Below are 23,522 nucleotides of genomic sequence, written 5' to 3' on the forward strand. Positions count from 1 at the left end.
TCAACTGCAATCTCGTCAAAAGGGTTCATCGACATCTTCACGTTCGATAGCTCAACGCCCGAACCATCACCCTTAACACGGATCTTTACGTTGTAATCTACAACCCGCTTTACTGCGACAAGGACTTTCATCCGCGATTACCTCTTCAATGACTTTTGCGGCACGACTATGCCGCCGTGAATCTTTGCCCGCATGTCAGAATCCGACATGAAAACGTTGCTGACAGAAACGCCGCGAAACCAGCACTCCCCCGCAACATCAGGAACCGGCACGAAACCTAAAGACGGTTGACGTGCACGTCAATCGCGGATGGGCGGCAATATCGATTTAAATGAATTTATTCTGACAGATAGTCATTCCGTTTTTGCACTAACGTTTGTCAGGTCTCGTCTTGTTCGTCGGATGCCCTTTGATACTTTTCTTTTACGCTCATCTCCTCGCATTTTCGTGGCGTTTACAAGCCCGGACTCATGCGCTAGGAGAGCCGTGTAAACATCCGGTCGCAGCCTACCCGGTCAAAACAAGGACTCAAACTATGAAGACGCTTGTCATCTGCTCCGGCGGATTGGACTCCGTTTCGCTTGCGCATAAAATCGCGGCGGAACATCAACTCACTGGCCTCATCTCCTTCGATTATGGCCAGCGGCACAAAAAAGAACTGAACTTTGCGGAAGCCTGCGCAAAGCGGCTCAACGTGCCCCATCAGATCATCGATATTCGCCCCATTGGCGCGAGCCTCACCGGTTCGGCCCTGACAGACGATATCGATGTGCCCGACGGTCATTATGCCGAGGAAACGATGAAAGTAACCGTCGTTCCCAACCGCAATGCCATCATGCTGGCCATCGCCTTCGGTGTGGCAGCAGCACAGAAAGCCGATGCCGTGGCGCTTGCCGTTCACGGTGGCGATCATTTTATCTATCCCGATTGTCGTCCTGGATTTATCGACGCTTTTCAGAGCATGCAAAACCATGCGCTGGAAGGTTATGCCGATATTCGGGTGCTTGCGCCCTATGTGCACAAGTCAAAAAGCGACATCGTTCTTGATGGTGCAAAATACCGAGCGCCATTTGAAGCGACATGGTCCTGCTATAAGGGCGGCGAGCATCATTGCGGGCGTTGCGGCACCTGTGTCGAACGTCGCGAGGCATTCCATCTGGCTTGCATCAACGACCCCACACACTATGAGGATGCCAACTTCTGGCGCGCAGCAATTGAGAAGAGGAACGGCTGATGTTTCGCATCACCAAGGAATTCCATTTCTCCGCTTCGCATCAATTGACCGAACTTCCCGCCGACCATCAATGTGCGCGGCTGCATGGGCACAACTACATCGTTGAAGTCGAACTCTCCGCCGCCGATCTCAACGCATATGGTTTTGTGCGCGATTATCACGAGTTGGCCCCACTCAAGCGCTATATTGATGATGAACTCGATCACCGCCATCTCAATGATGTGCTCGGGCATCATCGTGTGACGGCGGAGTTTCTGGCGCGCCATCTTTACGACTGGTGCAAGGTCCGCTGGCAGGAAGTCACAGCTGTAAGGGTCAGCGAAACGCCAAAGACATGGGCAGAATATCGGCCCGAGTATCGGCCATGAAGACCGATACCGAAATCCGCATCAGCGAGATATTCGGTCCAACCATTCAGGGCGAAGGCTTGTTGAGCGGTGAACCGACTGTTTTCGTGCGCACGGGCGGCTGCGACTACCGCTGCGCATGGTGTGACAGTTTGCACGCTGTTGAAAGCCGCTTTCGCCATGACTGGAAACCGATGAGCGTTGATGCCATATGGCGCGAAGTGACGACACTTTCAGGTGAAAAGCCAATAACAGTGTCACTTTCCGGCGGCAACCCAGCCATCCAGCCTTTGGGACAGCTGATCGATCTTGGTCACGCACAGGGTTATCGCTTTGCACTCGAAACACAGGGATCGGTAGCAAAGGACTGGTTTTCCAGGCTCGATACGCTCGTTCTGAGCCCAAAACCGCCTTCAAGCGGCATGGAGACGGATTGGGATGCGCTTGCCGCTTCCATCGATGCGGCAGGCTCAAAGCCAAAGACTGTGCTTAAATTCGTTATCTTCGATGATGCGGATTATGCTTTTGCAAAAGCTGCATCGGCTCGTCATCCGCATTTGGCAGTTTATCTTCAACCAGGCAATCACACGCCGCCGCCGCCCGAGGATGACGATGCACGGATCGATATGGACGGCATCATGCGCCGCATGGAATGGCTGATCGACAAGGTGATGCAGGATCGCTGGTTCGAGGCGCACGTCCTGCCCCAGCTTCATGTATTGATCTGGGGCAACAAACGCGGCGTTTAAAAATCAGCGGTTAGCGCCGGGCACCCACAGCACATCACTCGCGCCGTTATCATTGACGGCGCGGGCGGCGACAAAGAGGAAATCGGAGAGGCGGTTGATATACTGCAGCGCTTCTTTCGAGACCACCTCGCCCTCAGTCTTTGCAAGCTGTACCATCAGCCTCTCAGCACGACGCGAAACGGTGCGTGCCAGATGCAGTGCCGCAGAAGCAGGCGAACCACCCGGCAGAATGAACGAACGCAGCGGAGGAATATCCGCATTCAGATAATCAATATCTGATTCAAGCCGTGTAACCTGCGATGCAGCGATACGCAGCGGCTCATAAGCAGGTGGCTGACCGTCATCGGGCGTTGAAAGATCGGCACCAAGATCGAACAGGTCATTCTGGATGCGCATAAGCATCACATCGATATGCCCATGCTCTGCACCAGTCGTATGAAGCCGAACCAGGCCAATACAGGCATTGGTTTCGTCAACCGTGCCGTAGGATTCAACGCGCAGATCGGATTTCAGCCTGCGCGGACCCGAGGTCAGGCCTGTTGTCCCATCATCGCCTGTGCGTGTATAAATCTTGTTGAGTTTGACCATTTTTACTGCCCACTCGTCTGGCGCGCGAAATAAACGGCTGCGACGATCAGCACGATCGCGACGAACTGCAAAAAGACTCGCAGCTGCATCATTTTGTTGGAGAAGTTGCCGTCACCGCCGCGCATCATATTACGCAGGCCGATAATCAGCACAATTGCCACCGCGAACATGGCCACCATGGCCGCAGCCTTGAACAGAAAGTCCATTTATTTCTCTCCCATAATCCGCCATCTCTGTTTTTAAGACTGGGCTTGTTTGTTTCAAGACTGGTCGGACAGCATTCGATAGAGCCAGCGCGACGGCAGCAGGCGTCGTGCCAGAATACCCAGTTTCGCAGGTCGTGTAACCGCGTAATGCGGACGCGGCTTAGGCGCCTCCAAAGCATGCACAAGTACCGCGTAAACCGCCTCTGGGCCAAGCTTGTTTTTAGACTTCGTACCGCCATCATCGAGTTTCGCCATCTGACGCTGATAAAGCTCGCGATGCACGGAATGCTCGAGATCAATATTGGCGCGCGCATGCATGGCTGCATTATAGGTGAACTGCGAGGCAATCGGCCCCGGTTCAATCATCGAAACCTCAATACCGGAGTCTTCCAGTTCCATCCGCTGCGCGAGCATCAAACCCTCAAGCGCAAATTTCGATGCCACATAAGCACCGCGCCATTTCATCGGCACAAGCCCAAGAATGGAAGAACAATGCACAATGCGGCCATACCCCTGTGCCCGCATCACTGGAACGATACGACGTGTCAGATCATGCCAGCCGAAGAAATTTGCTTCAAACTGCGCACGTAATGCTTCAACCGGCAGATCCTCAATTGCCCCCGGCTGCGCATAGGCACCATTGTTGAAAAGAGCGTCCAGCTTGCCATCCGTCGCACGCAAAACTTCATCGACCAGCACTTCAATCGACTGCGGCTCGGTGTAATCAAGATAGAAAGCCTCAAGCCCCTTGGCTGTGAGTGCCGCAATATCTTCATCCTTGCGTGCAGTCGCAAACACGCGCCATCCGGCCTTATGCAAAGCCTCGGCACAATAGGCACCGATACCGGAAGAGCAGCCGGTGACGATAATGCTGCGCTTTTCGCTCTCTGGAGCCATCAACCTGTTCCTCGCGGTCGCGTTTTCGCAACAGTGCTTGATTCGTGCCCGGTTTAAAATCGCTACAGCATCGGCCATAAAATCGGAATCAATTTTATGGAAGCACGATGCGTAGATTCAATAGCACAGAGCGACCTTTGTGAGCCCAAAGAGGGCGCGAGGCGCTCTATGCCCTTGCAATGTCGAATCTAATACTAGATTTAAGGGCGCTTGGGTCGTTTGTCGGTTTACCGAAGGGAAAAATCTGCGGATGCGAAAAATCAGACGTTTTATCCGTCAGATCACTTTCGATGTTTATGGGCATTTCAGCACAGACGATGGCTGGGCATTCGCCTCGCATATCGCCCTTTCAGGCCTTATGGCTCTGTTCCCGTTTCTGATCTTTGCAACCTCACTCGCCAGCTTTCTCGGCACTAAAGAATTCGCCAATACGGCGGTACACGTCGTTTTTGACATGTGGCCATCCAACATTGCCGGCCCTATCGCCAATGAGGTGACGAACGTTCTGACAGTGCAGCGCGGTGGATTGTTGACGGTCAGTGTGATCGCTGCCGCCTATTTTGCCTCCAATGGCGTGGAAGCACTGCGCATGTCACTCAATCGCGCCTATCGCGTAACTGACCAGCGCTCGATCATTTTCTGCCGCCTGCAAAGCCTGGGCTTTGTACTCCTTGGCACAATCAGTCTCATGGCGATCAGCTTTCTGCTGGTTCTGGCACCGCTAGCCGTGCGCCTTGCCGAGCAATGGTTTCCAGATATCGCACCCTTCACAGGCACGATTGCAATATGGCGCTATACGATTGCCGTGATTGTTCTGGTGCTTGCGCTCTTTATCGTGCACATCTGGTTGCCTGCCGGGCGCCGGCGTCTGAGCGACATTCTGCCGGGCATTGGGATCACACTCGTTGCATGGCTTGCTGCCGCAACCGCCTTCGCAAAGTATCTCGAAACATTTGCAAGCTACGTCACCACCTATGCGGGCCTTGCCTCGATCATGGTGGCGATCGTCTTTCTCTACATGCTCTCGGCCATCTTCATCATCGGCGCAGAAATCAATGCCGCGATCATGAATTTCCGCAAACGCGAGCAGCAGCCCGATCTTATCGACGCAAAGTAGTCAGAGCCACGCCGAACGTGGTTACCACCATGCCTGCAATCTGGATCGGGCCAAGCGTTTCACCGAAAATCAGATAGGCCATGATCGCAGCCGTACCTGGTACGAGATAAAACAGCGATGCCACCTTCGACATGGCACCTTCGCGGATCATCACCAGAAGCGCCAGAATGGCACCTATGGAAATGGCAAGTGTCAGCCAGACCAACGCAAAGATAAGCTCCGGCGACCAGATCATCACGCGTGTTTCAAATGCGAAAGCCCCGATCGCGGTCAAAGCCGCTGCTGCGATATATTGCACAGCAGTGCCAGCCTTAAGATCGCCTGCAGTTCCAAAGCGCTTTTGCCAAACCGTACCTGTGCTGATAGCCAGAACAGCCACAAAGGCCGCGAACAGGCTTTGCGGATCAACGCCATTACCGGCAGAAAACTTCGGCCAAACCACCATGGCAACGCCCAGAAAGCCAACGAGAAGGCCCAGCCATTGCCGCCCGCTCGCACGCTCTCCCAGAAGAAGCGCTGCAATCAGCGTGGTCAGCATGGGCTGCAGACCTGCAACAAGTCCGGACATGCCTGCGGGCAATCCGTGATGCACAGCCCAAAAAAGCGCTGAAAGATAAACGCCATGAATAAGGCAGCCGGTAATGGCGGCGTGCATCAAAACCTTGCCTCTTGGCCAGACGCTGTGGCTTGCCGATGCCCAGAGGATCATGATGGTGGCTGCAATAGAAAACCGCACCGCCATGAAAGTGAACGGCTCCGCATAGGGCATGGAGAGCCCGGCACCGATAAAGCCGGTAGCCCAGAGCAGGACAAACATGATGGGAAAAAAGCGGGTGGCCATGACAGAGTCTTTCTTGTTTGCGGCCTGCTCTAATCTGGTTGGAGCCATTGTGCCATCACATAAATCTGATTGCTGCGATCAATTTGCCAAATGCGTCTCATCGACTTATGAAACGGCATGGACGCTCAAAACGACACAATCCGCATTCTCGTTGATGCCGACGCCTGCCCGGTGAAGGCTGAAATCTATCGTGTTGCCGAACGCCATGGCTTGCCCGTGGTTCTCGTCGCCAACAGCTATATCGCCATCCCGCGCGACGCAGAACGCGTTGAGCGTGTGGTGGTTTCCGACAAGCTTGATGCAGCCGATGACTGGATTGCAGAAAATTCCCGACCGGGCACGGTTGTGATCACTGCGGATATCCCGCTCGCGAGCCGGTCGATTGCAATGGGTGCGGCGGTTATTGCGCCTAATGGAAAAGTGCACACGACAAGCACCATCGGCAATACGCTCGCCACCCGTAACTTGATGGATTCGCTGCGTTCCGCAGGCGAAATCACGCGTGGCCCGGCACCATTTTCACCAAAAGATCGCTCGGCATTCTTGTCGGCGCTCGAACTGGTCATCGTCCAGCTCAAGCGTTCGGGATTCAAATCAGCTTGACCGTATGGAAGCGGTCGCAATGCCGGCACCGACGAGCATCGTTCCGCCAGCACGGTTGAAGATGCGCAAGGCACGCTCATTTGCAAAGAAGCGCCGCGCCCGTGTGGCGACCAGCGCATAAGCGAAGGCATTGAGAAATGCGAGCACGAGGAACGTGCTTTCAAAGACCAGCATCTGCGTCATGAAAGCGGCATGGGGGCTGAGGAACTGCGGCAGGAAAGCCACAAAAAACGTGATGCTTTTAGGATTAAGTGCTGTCACCAGCCACGCATGGAGCAGCATTTTTACTGGCTTTACCTGATCATGTCGCGCTTTGGCGTCCATGGTTCCGCCAGCGCGAAACAGCTTTATGCCGAGCCAGATGAGATAGGCAGCGCCAGCCCATTTGACGGCGGTAAAAATCGTGGCTGATGCTGCAAGCAATGCACCAACCCCCAGCATTGAAAGCGTCATAGCGGTGAAATCACCAAGAGCGACACCGATAGCCATAGGAAGTGCTGCTTTCCAGCCTTGCCCAAGCGCATAGGACACTACCAGCAAAACCGTGGGTCCCGGAATAATAAGAAGCACGACAGATGCGGCAGAAAATGCCAGCCAGACTTCAACGCTCATGAGCAACTTCCTCTCTCTTAAAAAGAGGAAGCCACTGAATGCGATACTTGTCTATCTAAAGTTTCTGCGCAGCCTCGATCAGCTTGATTGCGTCGGGACTATCCCAAGGCGCAGGCCCGTTCATGGAGGCAATCTGACAACCTTCCTTATCGACCAGCAGTGTCACCGGAAGGCCAAATGCCAGATTCTTGCGCTTCAACTCATTGAAGCTCGACATGGTCGCGTCACGGTTCAGGCTCAGGCTCTTGATGCCGATCTCTTCAAGAAACTTTTTCGGCTTTTCGTCGGAACCTGTATCGATATTGATGGCAACGACATCAAAATCGCTGCCGCCCTTTGCTGCCTGAAGATTGTCGAGTTCCGGCATTTCTTCACGGCATGGCGCACACCAAGTCGCCCAGAGATTAACAAGAAGCGTTTTGCCCTTATAATCACCAAGCGTCATTTGTTTGCCGTCAGGTCCGGTGAAAGCGATATGGGCAACCGAAATCGGCTTTTCCGCCGCACGCATGGCAGCGACACTTCCAGTTGCGGCGGCATCAAGGCTCTTGAGCGAATCTGCTTTCAACGCACATTGTGCGGAAGCCTCATCACTTTGAGCAGAAACAGAGCTTGCGGCTGAAACATTGCTATCAGATGCATTGCCAGAAGGCCGTTCCATCACGTATACCGCCCCGATACCGGCAATGACACCGGCAAGAGCTGCAAGAAGGACGATCTTCCGATTTCCTGGCTTTGCCTTATCGTTGTTTTCTGCCATCTCGCGTCACTTTTCCTTAAGTCATGTATCCGAGGCATACGAGCATGAGCGAACAAAAATCAAGCAATCAGATGTGGGGCGGCCGTTTTGCCTCAGGACCCGATGCGATCATGGAAGAGATCAATGCATCGATCGGCTTTGACCGCAAGCTCTATGCGCAGGATATTCAGGGCTCGCTCGCCCATGCTGCCATGCTTGCAAAGACTGGCATCATTGCGGCAGACGACCATAAAAAGATTGAAGAAGGCCTGAAAACCATCCTCAAGGAAATCGAGGACGGCAAATTCACCTTCTCGCGCAAGCTTGAAGACATTCACATGAATATCGAAGCGCGCCTTGCCGATCTGATTGGCGCATCTGCAGGGCGTCTGCACACGGCTCGCTCGCGCAACGATCAGGTGGCGGTTGATTTCCGCCTCTGGGTCAAGCAGGAAATGCAGAAGACCGCTGTGGCTCTTAAAGGTCTGATCGAAGCTTTCCTTGAGCGTGCAGAAGAACATGCCGCAACCGTCATGCCGGGCTTCACGCATCTTCAGACAGCGCAGCCCGTGACTTTCGGTCATCATTGCATGGCCTATGTGGAAATGTTTGGTCGCGATTTATCCCGCGTGCGCGATGCGATTGAACGCATGGACGAATCGCCTTTGGGTGCGGCAGCGCTTGCTGGAACCGGCTTCCCGATTGATCGTCATATGACGGCGAAAGAACTCGGTTTCCGTGAGCCAACCCGCAACTCGCTCGATAGTGTTTCCGACCGTGACTACGCTCTGGAATTCCTGTCACTCGCAGCCATCTGCGCGGGTCACTTGTCACGCCTTGCCGAAGAAATCGTCATCTGGTCGACGCCACAGTTCAATTTCGTTCGCCTGTCCGATGCCTTCTCGACCGGCTCGTCGATCATGCCGCAGAAGAAAAACCCGGACGCGGCCGAACTCGTCCGCGCCAAGACCGGCCGTATCAACGGCTCGCTTGTTGCACTTCTCACCATCATGAAGGGTCTGCCGCTCGCCTATTCCAAAGATATGCAGGAAGACAAGGAACAGGTTTTCGACGCTGCTGAAAATCTGGAACTCGCAATTGCTGCAATGAGCGGCATGGTGCGCGACCTAACCATCAATGTTGCAAGCATGAAGAAGGCCGCAGGCTCGGGTTATTCGACCGCAACCGATCTGGCTGACTGGCTGGTGCGAGAGCTTGGCCTTCCATTCCGCGATGCTCACCACGTCACTGGCCGCGCCGTGGCTCTGGCTGAAAGCAAAAAGGTCGATCTCTCGAAGCTTTCGCTTGAAGACCTGCAATCGATCAATCCGGGCATTACCGATGCGATCTTCGGTTATCTGACGGTTGAAAAGTCAGTCAAGAGCCGCCAGTCCTTCGGCGGAACCGCGCCCCAGGAAGTGCGCCGTCAGATCCGTTACTGGAAAAAGCGCATCACCAAGGCATAAGCGATACGATCTTAGTGACATCACTCTTGAAGGAGTGATTTCACTTTCAGATATTTTGGGTTAGACCTGACCCATAGTACAAATTCCGGGAACCAAAGCTGATGACAGGCCGCTCCGCCACTTCCTCCGTGCTTCTGATCGTAGCCCTTGCAGTCACACTTGCTGCTTGCGGACGCAAAGGCCCACTTGAGCCACCGCCTGCGCAGCTCATCACCAATGAACAGGGCCGCACAGTCGAGAAACCGAAGGAAGACAAACCCTTCATCCTCGACAAAATTCTTTAGTTCACATTTCGATCTGATTTTTACAGATCGGCGCTCTAAAGTCTTTTACACAAAGCATAATTTTATCGATCCTCGTTTCACAGGGGTCCAATTATGCTCTAACCTCTGATCAAGCTGGGACTGTTTCCCGTGAATCATTTTGAATATCGCGACGGCGTTCTTCACGCTGAAAACGTAAGCCTGCCTGAAATCGCTAAAGAGGTCGGCACGCCTTTCTATGTCTATTCCCGTGCCACCATCGAGCGCCATTTCCGCGTCTTCAGCGAAGCTTTTGCGGATATGGAAACGCTGGTGACCTATGCGTTGAAAGCCAATTCCAATCTGGCGGTTCTCAAAACCCTCGCCAAGCTTGGCGCCGGTGCCGACACGGTTTCCGAAGGTGAAATTCGCCGTGCGCTGGCCGCAGGCATTCCGGCAAACAAGATCGTGTTTTCAGGCGTTGGCAAAACGCCGCATGAAATGGATTTCGCGCTCGAAGCTGGCATCTATTGCTTCAATGTCGAGTCCGAACCTGAGCTGGAAATTCTTTCAGCGCGCGCCGTCAAGGCTGGCAAAGTTGCATCTGTATCCTTGCGTATCAATCCGGATGTCGATGCCAAGACCCATGCAAAGATTTCGACCGGAAAGTCCGAAAACAAGTTCGGCATTCCACGCGTCAAAGCCCGTCAGGCCTATGCACGTGCTGCAAGCCTGCCCGGTATCGATGTGGTCGGCATCGATATGCATATCGGCAGCCAAATCATTGATCTCGAACCTTTCGACAATGCTTTTGCTCTGATGGCTCAGATCGTGAAAGAACTGCAGGCCGACGGTCATAATATTCGCCATGTCGATGTCGGTGGTGGTTTGGGCATTCCTTATCGCACCGATAACAACCCGCCGCCACTGCCGGTGGCCTATGCAGAAATCGTCGCAAAACATATCAAGCCGCTGGGCCTCAAAACCGTGTTTGAGCCGGGTCGACTGATTGTCGGCAATGCCGGTCTTCTGATGACGGAGGTGATTTTCGTGAAAGAAGGCGATGCCAAGAACTTCGTGATCGTCGATGCGGCAATGAACGATCTCATTCGCCCGACCCTTTACGAAGCTTTCCACGACATCAAGCCAGTCAAAGAAACCAAGGATAACGCCCCACGCATTCGCGCCGACTTTGTCGGCCCTGTTTGCGAAACGGGCGATTATCTCGGCCTTGACCGTGAAGTGGCGAAGCCTGCTCCAGGAGATCTGATTGCTGTTTGCACGACGGGCGCCTATGGCGCAGTTCTGTCGAGCACCTACAACAGCCGCCTTCTGATCCCCGAAGTGCTGGTCGATGGTGATCGCTATCACGTCATTCGTCCACGCCGGACCTATGAAGAACTTCTTGCGCTCGATTCCGTGCCCGAGTGGCTATAAAATAGGGCTTAAGCCTCGTCTTTGCCATGATGCGTGTTATTCTATGAACAATCCATAGGCGTTACACGCATCAGAAAGTCCAGATGACACAGCAGAAAAAAAACAGCGAAGACTTGCCGATCCGCAAGCGCGATGCGTTTTTCCGCCTGTTTTCCGGCGAAGGTGCTGCTTTGCGCCGCCTTCACCTGAAAAGCTTTCTGACGATCAGCTTCGAGAGGCTCTGGCCTCTTTTGCTTCCCCTGATTCTGCTGATTGCCCTTTTTGCAAGCCTGAGCTGGTTTGGACTTTTTTCGCTGATGCCACGTTGGCTGCATATCGGCGTACTGGGGCTCTTTGCTCTAGCTGGTCTTGTTGCCCTTTATCTGCCTTTCCGTTTTCGCTTACCCAATGAAGACGACATCACGACTCGTATTGAGGACGTGAACGGTCTGATCCACGAGCCGCTGGCAGTCCAAACCGGACAAATGGCAACTGGCACCAACGATCCCTTTGCTGTCGCTCTTTGGCAGGAACACAAGCGCCGCATGGCTGAGCGCCTGAAAAACCTGCAATCAGGCTTACCACGTCCGCACATTCCAGAACGTGATCCATTTGCGCTCCGCTCTATTGTTGCTCTGCTGTTTGTGACCGCTTCCGCTTATAGTCTTAGCCCAAACAGCGGGCGCATTGCCGATGCGTTTCATATCCGCGCGGGTAGCCCTACAGCCGTTGCACGCGTCGACGCCTGGGTAACGCCGCCACGCTATACCGGCCGTGCGCCGGTGTTTCTGAGCACAACCATTGATGAAGCGAATGTCGGAAAACCGATCACCGTTCCGCAAGGCAGTATCGTCAATATCCGCGTTATTGGCGGCAGTTCGGAACGATTGACCACAACGGATTCCACCGGCCATCGCAGCGAGATACAACCCGTCGCACCTCAGAACGAGCCTAAAGAGGGCGAGACGGTTGCGACAGAGCAGCAGGCACTTGTCGATGGCAGCCGCAACTTCCGCTATGATTTGCAACAGGACCAGACGCTGAGCTTATCCGGCACCGATGCGCGCTGGACCTTTGCAGTCACACCAGACAATGCGCCGACCATTCGGTTTACCAAAGAACCGGGCCATGCGCTAAATGGCACGTTGCAGCTTTCCTATGAAATCACCGACGATTACGGTCCGGCCAAGGCCTATGGTGAAATCGTTCCTCTCGATATGGATCACGAAGACGAGGAAGTCGCCCCTCTCTACGATGCGCCGGATCTGCCGCTCGCATTACCGCGTCGCGGAACGAAAGAAGCAACCACTGCCAAAGATCTAACCGAGCATCCGTGGGCTGGTCAGGAAGTGGCGCTCACGCTTGTTGTGACAGATGCAAACGGCAAGTCTGGTCGCAGTGAAACCAAGATCATGAAGCTGCCGGAGCGCCCCTTCTCCAATCCGCTTGCAAAAGCTGTTGTGGAGCAACGGCGCATACTCGCATTCGATGGCACCCAGCGTGACCATGTCCGGGACATGCTTTCGGCCCTCATGCTGCGCCCCGAGGAAACGATCAAGAACAGCGCCCATTTTCTGGGTCTTGTGACGATCGGCACGCGACTTCGTCTTGCGACTGGCGACGATGCGCTGCGCGATACAGCGGATTATATGTGGCAGGTAGCACTTGGCATTGAAGACGGCAATTTGTCGGCAGCTGAGAAGCGTCTGCGCCAGGCACAGGAAGCGCTGCGCAATGCGCTGCAGAATGGCGCTTCGCAGGAAGAAATTGCTAAACTTTCCGCAGAACTGCGCAAGGCAATGCAGGATTTCCTGCGTGAATTTGCCCAGCGTCAACAGCAGAATCCCAATGCTCGCAATGCGCCTCTCGATCCAAATGCACGTGTGCTGACCGAAAAAGATTTGCAGCGCATGATGGATCAGATTGAAAATCTGGCACGTCAGGGATCGCGTGATCAGGCGGAACAGCTTCTGTCGCAGTTGCAGGATATGATGAATAATCTGCAACAGGGCCAGCCGGGGCAACCGAGCCAGCAAGGCCAGGGTCAGGGGCAGGCCAATCAGATGCAGCAGCAGATGAACAAGCTCGGCGATCTGATGCGGCGCCAGCAGCAGATGATGAACGAGACTTTCAATCTCGATCAGAAGATGCAGCAGCAGTATAACAACAGCGAAGGCGAGTTTGGCGACGAAGACCAGATGCCGGGCGATGATGGCACGATGGGGCGCGGTGAATCACAACAAGGTGAATCACAGCAGGGCGAATCGCAGCAAAATGGCCAGCAGGGCGGAACACCGTCCGAAATGGCGGAGGCCATGCGCAAGCTTCAACAGCAGCAGCAACAGCTCCAGCAGGAATTGCAGAAGTTCAACGAAGACCTTAAAGGCATGGGCATAGATCCTAATCAGGATTTCTCCGACGCGGGGAAATCGATGGGCAACGCCGCCGATGCGCTTGGCCGTAGCGAAGGCTCGGAAGCGAGCGATCAGCAGGGTAGCGCGCTCGATGCTCTACGCCGGGGTGGCCGCGACATGATGCAAAAAATGCAGCAAGCCATGGGTCAGGAGGGTCAGGGACAAAGCGGGCAGAATGGCCAGAACGGTCGCGATCCGCTTGGCCGCCAGCAAGGCAATGGCATGTCAGACGAAGATGGTGTCAAGATTCCGGGTGAAATCGATATCCAGCGCGCCCGTGAAATTCTCGATGAAATCCGCCGCAAGCTTGGCAATGCACTGACGCCACAGATGGAGAAGGAATATCTCCAGCGCCTCTTGCAGTTCGACTAGAGCGCATCCCGAAAAGTGTGAAACGGTTTTCGGACAAAGATGCGCGTTAAAACATATATTAGAGCCAAAAGTGCGAAGCGGTTCTGCGTAAAAATGCACGTGAATATCGCGGTCATTCCTTCACATGGCCCACATAGGGCAGCTGCCGGAACGAATGCGCTACGTCCATACCGTAGCCGACGACAAAATAGTCGGGGCATTCAAAGGCAACAAAATCCGCATTGAGATCAACCTTGCGACGCACGCTTTTGTCGAGCAACACAGCAATGCTGACGCTGCGCGCACCGCGCTCTAGCATCAGTTCACGCACGAATTTGAGCGTCTTGCCCGATTCGAGAATATCGTCGATCAGCAGCACATCGCGATCATGCACATCGCTGTCGATGTCGCGCAACAGGCGCACTTCGGTGCTGGTCGTGCCCTTGCCGTAGCTTGAAACGGTGATGAATTCGACATCCGGTTCAACTCCGGCATCGTGCATCGCACGAATGAGATCAGCTGCGAAAATGAACGAGCCTTTAAGGATCGAAATCGTCAGCAGATTATGAAACTTGTGGCCGGCGATATCCTTCGCAAGCTCGAGATTGCGCGCGGCAATTTCTTCCGAGCTGAACAACACATCGATTGTTTTGCCGCCGACTTCAGGCATCTACCGCTTCTCCTGCTAAATAAGCCTAACATAGCTTTGAAAGGCACGCTCTATATCATGCTTTCAGAGAAATGCACCATTTTGGATTGTACCCTTCCAGAACAATCAAACGAAGCATAAGCATTTGCCATTTCATTGATTTGTTATAGCGTGGCCATCATGCATCCAGACATTATCGAACTGCGCTCCTTTTACGACACAACGCTTGGCCATTTGACCGAGCGATCCATCCGCATGGCGCTGGCCGCACTTTGGGGACGTGTGCCGGGTGAGCGGCTTATTGGCCTTGGTTATAGCCTGCCCTATCTGGATCGTTTCAGCACTGATACGGAACGCAGCTTTGCCTTCATGCCTGCCGGGCAAGGCGCGACAGCCTGGCCCTCCTCGGAAAAATCGACAACGGCCTTGGTTTTTGATGAAGAACTGCCTTTGCCTGATTCCTCCATTGATCGCATTCTGATGGTCCACGCTCTGGAGTATGCAGAAAATGCCGCTGAAACACTTAAAGAGATGTGGCGGGTGCTTGCACCGAACGGCAGGTTGGTGATCGTGGTGCCAAACCGGCGTGGCGTCTGGGCACGTCTTGACCGAACACCGTTTGGTAGCGGTCGCCCCTATAGCCGCACACAGCTGACGGCCTTGCTGCGCGAAGCCAACTTCACCGTGAACACCATCAGCAATGCGCTGCACTTTCCACCTGTAAAGCGTCGATGGATGATGCGCCCCTGTATGGCGATTGAAGGTTTGGGGCGGAAGCTCTGGCCGCTTTTTTCAGGCGTTCTGGTGGTGGAGGCACAGAAGCGGCTCTATCAGGGCCTGCCCGTCGCCCAGCGCTCTTCGCGGCGTGTCTTTGTGCCTGTGCTTGCACCGCATGGCTCGCCGGTCAGCGGCTTGAGAAAAGCCTCATCAAAAGAACTCAAAAAATAACTCTGCAGCCTTTCGAGCCAAGGTTTTTCTCGACTTGAACGCGGCGGCGGTTTATGCCCGCTGCGTAACCTTAAACACAGTCCTTTTGGCGGAGCCAAAATCATGACCAATATGCAGAACCTCTCCCGTCCCCAGCCCAAGGCAGGCCTGCTCGATATCGCAGCCTATGTGCCCGGCAAGGAACATGTTGAAGGCGTCGCAAAGGTCTATAAGCTCTCATCCAACGAGACCCCCATCGGCCCCAGCCCCCATGCGGTCGAGGCCTATCGACACTGGGCCGAGCATCTCGCGGCATATCCCGACGGTCAGGCCATAGCGCTGCGTGAAGCAATCGCTGAATCTCAGGGCCTCAACATCGGCAACATCATCTGCGGCAATGGTTCGGATGAACTACTCGGCCTCATCTGTCAGACCTATCTGGCACCGGGCGATGAAGCGATCATCACTGAACATGGCTTTGCGGTCTATAAGATCCAGACGCTGGGCGCAGGCGCAACACCTGTAACCGTCAGGGAAAAGGACGAACGCATCGATGTCGATGCTATCCTTGCTGGTGTTACACCGCGCACCAAGATCGTGTTCATCGCCAATCCAGCAAACCCGACCGGCACCTATCTGCCGTTTGAGGAAGTGCGTCGCCTCCATGCTGGTCTGCCAAAGCACGTCCTGCTGGTGCTTGATGCTGCTTATGCTGAATATGTGCGCCGCAACGATTACGAATCTGGCCTTGAACTGGTTTCGTCCAACGAAAACGTCGTAATGACCCGTACCTTCTCGAAGATTCATGGTCTGCCGGGTCTGCGCATCGGCTGGATGTATGCACCACTGCACGTCATTGATGCAGTCAACCGCATACGCGGCCCGTTCAACATGAACTCGGCGGCGATTGCTGCAGGTACGGCCGCAATCCGCGACCGCGCCCATGTCGTGAAATCGGTTGAATATAACGAGAAGTGGCTGTCGTGGCTGACCGATGAATTCACCAAGCTTGGGCTTCGTGTCACGCCATCGGTAACGAACTTCCTTCTCATGCATTTCCCCGACGATGCTGACCATTCGGCAGACAAGGCGGATGAATGGCTTTCCAGGCGCGGCTATATCCTGCGTCGTGTCGGCGGCTATGGCTTCCCGAATGCGCTGCGCATGACGGTGGGCACTGAAGAAGCCAATCGTGGCGTTGTGGACGCTCTTACCGAGTTTTTGAAATAAGACGATGTCCACAATCCATTTTGATAAAGTCGCGCTCATCGGTATCGGCCTTATAGGCTCATCGTTGGCGCGCGTTATCCGTCGCGAAGGCTTGGCCAGTCATATCGCCATCGCCACGCGCAGTGCCGAAACATTGAAGCGCGCCGAGGAACTAAACCTCGGCGACAGCTATTCAACCGATAGTGCGGAAGCAGTCAAAGATGCCGATCTGGTCATCGTGTCGGTGCCGGTCGGCTCGTCTGGCACAGTTGCCAAGCAGATTGCAGGCAACCTGAAGCCAGGCGCTATCGTCACCGATGTCGGCTCGACCAAAGCATCGGTCATTGCGCAGATGCAGCCGGTGCTGCCGGAGAATGTGCATTTCATTCCGGGCCATCCACTGGCAGGAACTGAATATTCGGGCCCTGATGCAGGCTTTGCTGAGCTGTTCACCAATCGCTGGTGCATTCTTACGCCCTTGCCCGACACCGATCAGGCAGCCATCGATAAGCTTTCTGCCTTCTGGACGGCTTGCGGTTCGCGTCTTGATCAAATGGACCCTCAGCATCACGATCTGGTGCTGGCCATCGTCTCGCACCTGCCGCATATCATCGCCTATAATATCGTCGGCACAGCCAGCGATCTGGAACAGGTGACGAAATCAGAAGTCATCAAATATTCGGCTTCCGGTTTCCGTGATTTCACGCGTCTGGCTGCTTCCGATCCAACCATGTGGCGTGATGTCTGCCTGCACAACAAGGACGCGATTCTTGAAATGCTGGCACGGTTCTCGGAAGATCTGGCATCCCTGCAGCGCTCAATCCGCTGGGGCGACGGCGAGGCTCTGTTTGACCTCTTCACCCGCACGCGTGCTGTGCGTCGTGGCATTATCGACGCGGGTCAGGAAGTCGATGCGCCGGACTTCGGTCGTCAGGCAGCCGCACATCCAAGCGAACAGAAGTAGGAACTAGTGGTCTGATTCCGACATTTGCATCCCTCGGATACAGGCATTGGACAAATGTCGGAATCAAGAAGACCACTAGCAAGTCTATGAATCTAGTGGATTTTTCGAATTTGACGTTTGAAACAGCGTATGTGTCACTTGGGATTAAAACGTCAAATTCAATCCACTGGGCTTTATAGGCTGGGCACTCGACCGAGCGGAATAAATCCAGCACTAGCTCTTCCCTTTCGAACGGCAATCTCAATAACGGGATTGCCGTTTTCGTCTTTCGGCATAGCGGAAAGAGCAAAAAGAACGGTGGCGATATTGCCGCCCTGCTCAGGGAAAACCGTCTGTCCAGCCTGTGCGAAGGATTGCGGATTGATCATCGTAACCTTCAGGTCCGCATCAATCTCCCCTTCCATATCGACCGAAAACGGACCCGCGACCGAAAGCACTGCCCCGTTTGGCATAGACAGGAATGCTTGATTGATCACACCGTTATGACCGCGCATCCGTTCATTGAATTGCGAAGGGCTCGGCGCGAGGAAGGTTGCAGCATCGGCAATCTCTATATCGACCAGTCCGTCAATCTCGGGGCTTTTGGCATTGCCAATCACATAGGGTTCAAGCTTTAGGGCTGCAAAGCGTCCATTGATCTTGAGTTGGTTGTCTTCGCTGCTCATGCGGAAGTTCATCTGCTCAAGCTTGCTGACCAGCTCTGTAGTTGTCGTTTCCGTGCGCACACCGACGCTGACGTCCCGCGCATTCAACTCGATCTCGGTCGGAAATGGACGTGCGAGACGCGTGTTGGAGGTGAACTTGCTCCAGTTGACCTCAAGAGGCTGGATACCGGGAAACTCGACAAAGGCCGGGCCAGATAATTCGTTGCTCAGCGAACGTGGTGCATAAACCGGAGAACCTGACGTAAAGCGGCCTGCACGCAGCGACATGCCTTCGGAAGGCTTTCGCCATGAAATGCTGGCGCAAACCACATTTACGCGCAGCGGATAACCGCCGGTATGCAGGTTTTCGCATTGAACACCGATCCCTTGCGATGCAAGCTTAGCCATATCGGCCTTAGCGCGCGCTTCGACCTTGTCCGCAACGTAGAACCAGCCGGCCGTATAGGCTGCAATAAGCACCAGAGCGATAACCGCGATGGTAATTGGGCGCTTTCTGGATTTCACGGGTTCAATTCCAGCATGCGCCATTGAAAAAGCCTCTTTCAATCAGATACTTGGTTGCGTTGACAAAGCACGGGGCATTTTCGGGCCCAAACCATCATCATCTGTTCTGCTGTCCCCAACAGGTGGCTATATTATGGCAGGATTGAGTCTTGTGAAGTTCCGTCGATCAAAAAATGCGGGATATCCTGAGATTACCGATAAAAACTCGCCATAATTGAACATATATTGATTCCCATCATGACAAGGCGCACTGACGATCAGCTAATGAACGACTTCTGGGTATTCGGTTACGGCTCACTCATGTGGCGGCCCGGTTTTGCCCATGTCGAAACCATGCGCGCGCGCCTGCATGGATATCGTCGCAGCCTTTGTATTTATTCCCATGTCCATCGCGGAACGCCTGACCATCCTGGCCTTGTGCTGGGTCTGGACGCTGGCGGCTCCTGCCTCGGCATCGCCTTCCGTGTACCCGGCGATATGACAGACGAAGTCATGGTCTATTTGCGCGAACGCGAAATGTCCAACCAGGTCTATCACGAAAAATGGCTTCGCCTTCGGCTAGCGGACGGGCGCGATGTGCAGGCTGTAACCTATGTCGCCGACCGACGGCATATCCAATATGCCGGTTCGCTCAAAGCCGAGGATGCTGCAGCAATCGTTGCTTCCGCACAGGGCGATTCCGGTGCCAATGTTGACTATGTTTCCAACACGCTTGAGCATCTGCGCAATATGCGTGTGCGGGATCATGCGCTTGAACATGTCAACGATCTGATCTGCAACAAAGTGAACAGGCAAAAGCACGACGCAGCCTGATCAACTCTGTCTGGATCGACGAAAGTGATCGACCAGTGCCTCTTTGCCGTTCACGATCATGATGCCCGTTATCACAAATGCCGTGCCCACCACGAAACTGATTTCAATCGGCTCACCCAAAATGATCGCGCCAAAGATCACTCCGAAAGTGGGTGTCATGAAGGAGAGCGAACCCAGTTGGGATGCGCGGTAAATCCGCAAGAGCTGAAACCAGATCAGAAACACCGCAAAAGACACAATGACGGACTGAAACGCGAAGCTGCCCATCAGCATAGTGGTCCAGTTGATCTTCACTTGCCCCATGAGGAATGCGGCAACCGACAGGGTCACGAAGGCGGTTAGAAGCTGATAGAGCAAGGTCTGCTTCGCTGGCAGTGCTGCAAGACGTGAACCACGCACCACAACAGTCGTTGCGCCCCACGCCACCCCCGCGAGCAGGCAAAGCCCATCGCCAATAACCATGGCGTGGAAATCACCATGGACGGCCTCACCACGAACAAGGAATGCTATCGCGATGCCTGCAAAGGCAATGCCGATGCCGCCCCATTGTATGGTCGTCAGGCGCTCTGATGGCACCAGAAGATGCAAACCGAGTGCCGCGAAGAGTGGTGCCGTATAAAGCAAAACCACGGCATGAGCGGCTGAGGTTAGTCGCAACCCCTCCCCTAGAAACAGATATTCAAGCGCAAACAGCAAACCGACCAGCAGACCCGGTTTCCAGATCCCATTGGTAATGGTCAATGTTTCACGCCGCGCGATCATAATAGCGGCGATTAATGTAGCCCCTACGCCCGACCGCAAAGCGATCTGGAACAATGGCGAAATATCCGCAGCCGTCAATTTCAACAGCACCTGCTGCAAGCCGAGGCTGATACCAACAAGAAGCATCATTCCAAACGCGTGCGTGTCGACGGGCTTACGCTCCATTGTCCGAATCCTCGTGATTAATCCGAACAATGGGTGTACGCTTGTCATGTATAGAGCATATAGCTTGAAACTGACAAACCTTAGCGCAGGATTGCCATAATGGCGGTAATAGCTCTCGAAGCCACGCATCAACCTCCCTTCACGGAAACCTTGCCGGAGCGGCTGTTCTTTCGAACAGCCTGCATGCCACCGGCTGCTCGCTATCCCATGCATCGCCACGATTGGGGAGAGTTCGTCTATTCCTTCACTGGAGTAATGGAAGTGCGTATTGGCGACAGCCATCTGCTCGCCCCGCCGCAATATGGAATATGGCTTCCACCGCATATCGAGCATCAAGGGCTCAATCGTCAGGAAGTATGCTACTGCTCGCTCTATGTGACCGAAGAGCTTTGCGCCGATCTTCCAGCCAAGGCCTGCGCGCTCAACCTCAATCCACTGATCCGCACTTTGCTTGAACATCTGCGTATGAAGAAGCCATCGCAACCACAGCAACCGCAGGAAACACGACTGCTGCATACGCTGCTCGACCAGCTGGCGATTGCTCCATGTGCGGGTTCCTATCTGCCTTCGAGCACGGACCCAGCCCTCCAAAAGATATTGTCGATCCTTGAAGATGATCCAAGTGACAATCGCACCCTTCACACTCTTGCGAAGATCGCTAATACGTCCGAAAGAACGCTGATGCGTCGCTGCAAACAGGAGCTGGGCATGAGCTTCCCTGAATGGAAACAGCGTTTAAGGACGTTGAAAGCCATGCCGCTGCTCGAAAAGGGGGCAAAAGTCGAACATGTGGCGCTTGACCTTGGCTATGCCAGCGCATCGGCTTTCATCGCCATGTTCCGCAAATTGATGGGTATCACCCCCGACGAATATCGCAGGCAAATCGGTGCCTGAACGGACATAGCGAAAAACTCTAGCGGCAACTGTAGCAAACTGCCCCTGATTTCTCCTGCAAGCAGACAGGAGATATTAAAGTTGCATTGCTTGCACGGCTTGCCCTTGTTCTTGCCCAAAGCAACCGCTACATCTCGGCTAAAGCATCGCTCCGGAGCCTGCCTGGATTAGGACAGTACGATGCAAAGATTCAAAGGGTTGGAGCGGTTTTCCTGGGTCAGTTTAAGATCTGTGCCGCTCCGATTGCCAAGGAGACCTTTATGATCGCATTGTTTCGCACCATTGATCTGGCGCTCGATATCTATACTTGGATTATTATCGCTAGTGCCGTTTTCTCATGGCTCTATGCGTTCAACGTCGTCAATTCTTCCAACCGTTTCGTGGCTTCAATCGGCGAGTTTCTTTATAAGGTAACTGAACCGGTCCTGCGCCCGCTCCGCAATATCCTGCCCAATCTCGGCGGCATCGATATTTCGCCTATCGTCGTCCTGCTGATTATCTTCTTCATCCGTCAGTTCATGTGGACGACGCTGCTTCCTGCACTTCTGTAAGAAGCCCATACCTAACCAGACAAACACAAACGCCCGGACTTTCATCCGGGCGTTTTTGTTTAAACATATAAGGCAGATTACTTGCCCTTGGCGCGTTCAATCGCTTCAACGATGAACTTGCGTGCGTAATCTTCATCGCCCCAGTCACCGATCTTAACCCACTTGCCGGGCTCCAGATCCTTGTAGTGCTCAAAGAAGTGCGCAATCTGCTTCAAGGTGATTTCCGGAAGATCGGAATAATCATGTACCTTTGCATAACGCTGTGTCAGGTTTGGCGAAGGAACTGCAATGATCTTCTCGTCCTTGCCGGAATTGTCTTCCATGACCAGAACGCCGATTGGGCGAACATTGATCACGCAGCCAGGAACCAGCGGACGAGTGTTGCAAACCAGAACGTCAATCGGGTCGCCATCTTCCGAAAGTGTGTGCGGCACGAAGCCGTAATTACCCGGATAGGTCATAGGAGTGTAGAGGAAGCGGTCCACAATCAGGGCGCCAGCCTTCTTGTCCATCTCGTACTTGATCGGCTGTCCACCGACCGGCACTTCGATAATAACGTTGACGTCTTCTGGCGGATTGTTGCCGATGGAGATAGCATCAATATTCATGATGGGTCCTTTCGTGTCGCGCTCTGATAACGGGTTTCATGTTTCCGCGCAAGAAAAACGAAAGTTCAACAAAACGCGACGAATTGTCGTTCTCTTGAATGGAATAGAGCGCGATCAGGTTATTTGTTCGTTTTAGTGATTATTCACCCAGTTCTTTCAGCCGTTGAACAGCTGTTGGTGGCATGGGCGGCGCGTTGGTGTCGCGACTTGCTGCTACCAGAAGTTCGTCACAGGCCGTTTCCGTTGTATCGATCAAGCGACGTAAGAATTCTTCCTTCTCGAGTCCTGCCGGAATAAGCGGCAGCACACGGCAACGAATAGTTCCCGGAAAACGCAGGAACTTACGACGTGGCCAGTAAAGCCCGGCATTGTGCGCTATCGGCAGAACCGGAAGGTTCAGCGCTTCATAGAGATGCACGATGCCATATTTATACTGCGGTGGTGCGCCCGGCGAACGGCGCGTTCCTTCAGGATAGATGAGAATCTGCCGACCTTCGGCAATGGCCTTCTGCGCGCCTTTCGTAATGGAATGCAGCGCCTTGACGCGCGACCCGCGATCAACTGGGATCATTTCCATCTTCGCGACATACCAGCCAAAGAGCGGTATCCGCATCAGCTCACGCTTGAGGATCAAAACCGGATCATCGAGCTGCGGCAAAAAAGCATAAGTGTCCCAGGCCGACTGATGCTTGGGCGCCACGATATAAGCACCCTCAGGAATATTCTCTAGGCCCTCAATCACATAATCGGTGCCTGCAATGTATTTCTGAAGCCACAAGTTAACCCGTGCCCAGGTTTTGGGAACAATCCAGGCCTTCTTGCGGGGAAGCAGAAAATAGAACGGCGTATAGAGGATCATTTGCACGAGAGTGCCGATGTAGAAGGCGATATTGAACAGAATGGAGCGCAGATAGAGAAGCATCGTATCGGCGAAAACCTTGGTTATGCCTGTTCAACGCATCAGTTTGAGGCGAATAGATCAGGTAAAA

26 protein-coding genes and 1 pseudogene are annotated in these 23,522 nt (G+C 53.9%); 15 read left to right on the plus strand and 12 right to left on the minus strand.

What is annotated here, in order from left to right:
- Positions 1 to 131 (minus strand): annotated as a pseudogene (locus tag OIV19_RS00005) (electron transfer flavoprotein subunit beta/FixA family protein); the annotation flags it as partial.
- Positions 132 to 535: 404 nt separating this feature from the next.
- On the opposite strand from OIV19_RS00005, the gene queC reads away from it, so the two are divergent.
- From queC to queE, 3 genes are read left to right on the plus strand one after another with little or no spacing between them, the layout of a single operon-like run.
- Positions 536 to 1,234 (plus strand): 7-cyano-7-deazaguanine synthase QueC, encoded by a 699-nt coding sequence (gene queC, locus OIV19_RS00010; RefSeq protein WP_095447558.1) that lies wholly within the window; start codon positions 536 to 538, stop codon positions 1,232 to 1,234.
- Complete coding sequence (queD, locus tag OIV19_RS00015; RefSeq protein WP_264230346.1) at positions 1,234 to 1,602, plus strand: 6-carboxytetrahydropterin synthase QueD; 369 nt, start codon at positions 1,234 to 1,236, stop codon at positions 1,600 to 1,602. Before queC ends, queD begins: the two co-directional genes overlap by 1 nt.
- The gene (gene queE, locus OIV19_RS00020; protein ID WP_151092392.1) at positions 1,599 to 2,330 is read left to right on the plus strand and encodes a 7-carboxy-7-deazaguanine synthase QueE; all 732 of its coding nucleotides are present in this window, start codon (positions 1,599 to 1,601) and stop codon (positions 2,328 to 2,330) included. Before queD ends, queE begins: the two co-directional genes overlap by 4 nt.
- Positions 2,331 to 2,333: 3 nt before the next feature.
- On the opposite strand, the gene OIV19_RS00025 is transcribed toward queE, so the two are convergent.
- From OIV19_RS00025 to OIV19_RS00035, 3 genes are read right to left on the minus strand one after another with little or no spacing between them, the layout of a single operon-like run.
- On the minus strand, positions 2,334 to 2,918 hold the full coding sequence (locus tag OIV19_RS00025; protein ID WP_095447561.1) for a cob(I)yrinic acid a,c-diamide adenosyltransferase: 585 nt from the start codon (positions 2,916 to 2,918) through the stop codon (positions 2,334 to 2,336).
- 2 nt (positions 2,919 to 2,920) lie between these two features.
- Positions 2,921 to 3,124, minus strand: a complete 204-nt coding sequence (locus OIV19_RS00030) for a twin transmembrane helix small protein (protein ID WP_024898593.1) — start codon at positions 3,122 to 3,124, stop codon at positions 2,921 to 2,923.
- 54 nt (positions 3,125 to 3,178) lie between these two features.
- A complete protein-coding gene (locus OIV19_RS00035) occupies positions 3,179 to 4,021 on the minus strand; it encodes an SDR family oxidoreductase (RefSeq protein ID WP_264230347.1) in 843 nt (280 codons plus the stop codon).
- A gap of 250 nt (positions 4,022 to 4,271) precedes the next feature.
- On the opposite strand from OIV19_RS00035, the gene OIV19_RS00040 reads away from it, so the two are divergent.
- On the plus strand, positions 4,272 to 5,138 hold the full coding sequence (locus tag OIV19_RS00040; protein ID WP_095447563.1) for a YihY/virulence factor BrkB family protein: 867 nt from the start codon (positions 4,272 to 4,274) through the stop codon (positions 5,136 to 5,138).
- Here the strand turns inward: OIV19_RS00040 and OIV19_RS00045 are convergent.
- Positions 5,122 to 5,979, minus strand: coding sequence for a DMT family transporter (locus OIV19_RS00045; protein ID WP_264230348.1), 858 nt, complete (start codon positions 5,977 to 5,979; stop codon positions 5,122 to 5,124). The genes OIV19_RS00040 and OIV19_RS00045 overlap by 17 nt on opposite strands.
- Positions 5,980 to 6,096: 117 nt before the next feature.
- Here OIV19_RS00045 and OIV19_RS00050 point away from each other — a divergent pair, with 117 nt between their 5' ends.
- Positions 6,097 to 6,582 carry a YaiI/YqxD family protein gene (locus OIV19_RS00050; protein WP_095447565.1) on the plus strand — a complete coding sequence of 162 codons (486 nt, stop codon included), beginning with the start codon at positions 6,097 to 6,099 and terminating at the stop codon, positions 6,580 to 6,582.
- On the opposite strand, the gene OIV19_RS00055 is transcribed toward OIV19_RS00050, so the two are convergent.
- Both OIV19_RS00055 and tlpA read right to left on the minus strand, forming a co-directional pair.
- Positions 6,574 to 7,194, minus strand: a complete 621-nt coding sequence (locus tag OIV19_RS00055; RefSeq protein WP_264230349.1) for a LysE family translocator — start codon at positions 7,192 to 7,194, stop codon at positions 6,574 to 6,576. The two genes, OIV19_RS00050 and OIV19_RS00055, sit on opposite strands and share 9 nt — an antisense overlap.
- Before the next feature lie 55 nt (positions 7,195 to 7,249).
- Positions 7,250 to 7,954 carry a thiol:disulfide interchange protein TlpA gene (gene tlpA / locus OIV19_RS00060; RefSeq protein WP_095447567.1) on the minus strand — a complete coding sequence of 235 codons (705 nt, stop codon included), beginning with the start codon at positions 7,952 to 7,954 and terminating at the stop codon, positions 7,250 to 7,252.
- 44 nt (positions 7,955 to 7,998) lie between these two features.
- On the opposite strand from tlpA, the gene argH reads away from it, so the two are divergent.
- The 4 genes from argH (at position 7,999) to OIV19_RS00080 (ending at position 13,843) form a co-directional block, all read left to right on the plus strand.
- Positions 7,999 to 9,399, plus strand: a complete 1,401-nt coding sequence (argH, locus tag OIV19_RS00065) for an argininosuccinate lyase (protein WP_095447568.1) — start codon at positions 7,999 to 8,001, stop codon at positions 9,397 to 9,399.
- A 101-nt stretch (positions 9,400 to 9,500) separates the two neighbouring features.
- On the plus strand, positions 9,501 to 9,683 hold the full coding sequence (lptM, locus tag OIV19_RS00070) for an LPS translocon maturation chaperone LptM (protein WP_095447569.1): 183 nt from the start codon (positions 9,501 to 9,503) through the stop codon (positions 9,681 to 9,683).
- A 129-nt stretch (positions 9,684 to 9,812) separates the two neighbouring features.
- On the plus strand, positions 9,813 to 11,078 hold the full coding sequence (gene lysA / locus OIV19_RS00075; RefSeq protein ID WP_264230350.1) for a diaminopimelate decarboxylase: 1,266 nt from the start codon (positions 9,813 to 9,815) through the stop codon (positions 11,076 to 11,078).
- Between the two features lie 83 nt (positions 11,079 to 11,161).
- A complete protein-coding gene (locus OIV19_RS00080; protein WP_264230351.1) occupies positions 11,162 to 13,843 on the plus strand; it encodes a TIGR02302 family protein in 2,682 nt (893 codons plus the stop codon).
- Positions 13,844 to 13,955: 112 nt separating this feature from the next.
- Here the strand turns inward: OIV19_RS00080 and hpt are convergent, their stop codons facing one another.
- Positions 13,956 to 14,492 (minus strand): hypoxanthine phosphoribosyltransferase, encoded by a 537-nt coding sequence (gene hpt, locus OIV19_RS00085; RefSeq protein ID WP_095447572.1) that lies wholly within the window; start codon positions 14,490 to 14,492, stop codon positions 13,956 to 13,958.
- A gap of 159 nt (positions 14,493 to 14,651) precedes the next feature.
- On the opposite strand from hpt, the gene OIV19_RS00090 reads away from it, so the two are divergent.
- From OIV19_RS00090 to OIV19_RS00100, 3 genes are all read left to right on the plus strand, one after another.
- The gene (locus OIV19_RS00090) at positions 14,652 to 15,419 is read left to right on the plus strand and encodes a class I SAM-dependent methyltransferase (protein WP_264230352.1); all 768 of its coding nucleotides are present in this window, start codon (positions 14,652 to 14,654) and stop codon (positions 15,417 to 15,419) included.
- Positions 15,420 to 15,521: 102 nt separating this feature from the next.
- Positions 15,522 to 16,628: a histidinol-phosphate transaminase gene (hisC, locus tag OIV19_RS00095; RefSeq protein WP_264230353.1), complete on the plus strand. Its 1,107-nt coding sequence runs from the start codon at positions 15,522 to 15,524 to the stop codon at positions 16,626 to 16,628.
- A gap of 4 nt (positions 16,629 to 16,632) precedes the next feature.
- Complete coding sequence (locus tag OIV19_RS00100; RefSeq protein WP_095447574.1) at positions 16,633 to 17,571, plus strand: prephenate/arogenate dehydrogenase family protein; 939 nt, start codon at positions 16,633 to 16,635, stop codon at positions 17,569 to 17,571.
- 173 nt (positions 17,572 to 17,744) lie between these two features.
- Here OIV19_RS00100 and OIV19_RS00105 read toward each other — a convergent pair whose 3' ends face one another.
- A complete protein-coding gene (locus OIV19_RS00105) occupies positions 17,745 to 18,764 on the minus strand; it encodes a DUF2125 domain-containing protein (RefSeq protein WP_151092408.1) in 1,020 nt (339 codons plus the stop codon).
- A gap of 240 nt (positions 18,765 to 19,004) precedes the next feature.
- On the opposite strand from OIV19_RS00105, the gene OIV19_RS00110 reads away from it, so the two are divergent.
- Complete coding sequence (locus OIV19_RS00110) at positions 19,005 to 19,553, plus strand: gamma-glutamylcyclotransferase (RefSeq protein ID WP_191793335.1); 549 nt, start codon at positions 19,005 to 19,007, stop codon at positions 19,551 to 19,553.
- Here OIV19_RS00110 and OIV19_RS00115 read toward each other — a convergent pair whose 3' ends face one another.
- Positions 19,554 to 20,480 carry a DMT family transporter gene (locus OIV19_RS00115; RefSeq protein ID WP_264230355.1) on the minus strand — a complete coding sequence of 309 codons (927 nt, stop codon included), beginning with the start codon at positions 20,478 to 20,480 and terminating at the stop codon, positions 19,554 to 19,556.
- A 99-nt stretch (positions 20,481 to 20,579) separates the two neighbouring features.
- On the opposite strand from OIV19_RS00115, the gene OIV19_RS00120 reads away from it, so the two are divergent.
- Both OIV19_RS00120 and OIV19_RS00125 read left to right on the plus strand, forming a co-directional pair.
- Entirely contained in the window at positions 20,580 to 21,374 is a 795-nt protein-coding gene (locus OIV19_RS00120) for an AraC family transcriptional regulator (protein ID WP_095447577.1), read from the plus strand.
- A gap of 260 nt (positions 21,375 to 21,634) precedes the next feature.
- Entirely contained in the window at positions 21,635 to 21,925 is a 291-nt protein-coding gene (locus tag OIV19_RS00125) for a YggT family protein (RefSeq protein ID WP_007872091.1), read from the plus strand.
- A gap of 77 nt (positions 21,926 to 22,002) precedes the next feature.
- On the opposite strand, the gene ppa is transcribed toward OIV19_RS00125, so the two are convergent.
- Positions 22,003 to 22,533: an inorganic diphosphatase gene (gene ppa, locus OIV19_RS00130; RefSeq protein ID WP_007872105.1), complete on the minus strand. Its 531-nt coding sequence runs from the start codon at positions 22,531 to 22,533 to the stop codon at positions 22,003 to 22,005.
- A gap of 139 nt (positions 22,534 to 22,672) precedes the next feature.
- A complete protein-coding gene (locus OIV19_RS00135) occupies positions 22,673 to 23,455 on the minus strand; it encodes a lysophospholipid acyltransferase family protein (protein ID WP_095447578.1) in 783 nt (260 codons plus the stop codon).
- Positions 23,456 to 23,522: the final 67 nt, after the last annotated feature.

The sequence above is a fragment of the Brucella sp. HL-2 genome, from assembly GCF_025846885.2.
GTDB classification, from domain to species: domain Bacteria; phylum Pseudomonadota; class Alphaproteobacteria; order Rhizobiales; family Rhizobiaceae; genus Brucella; species Brucella quorumnocens.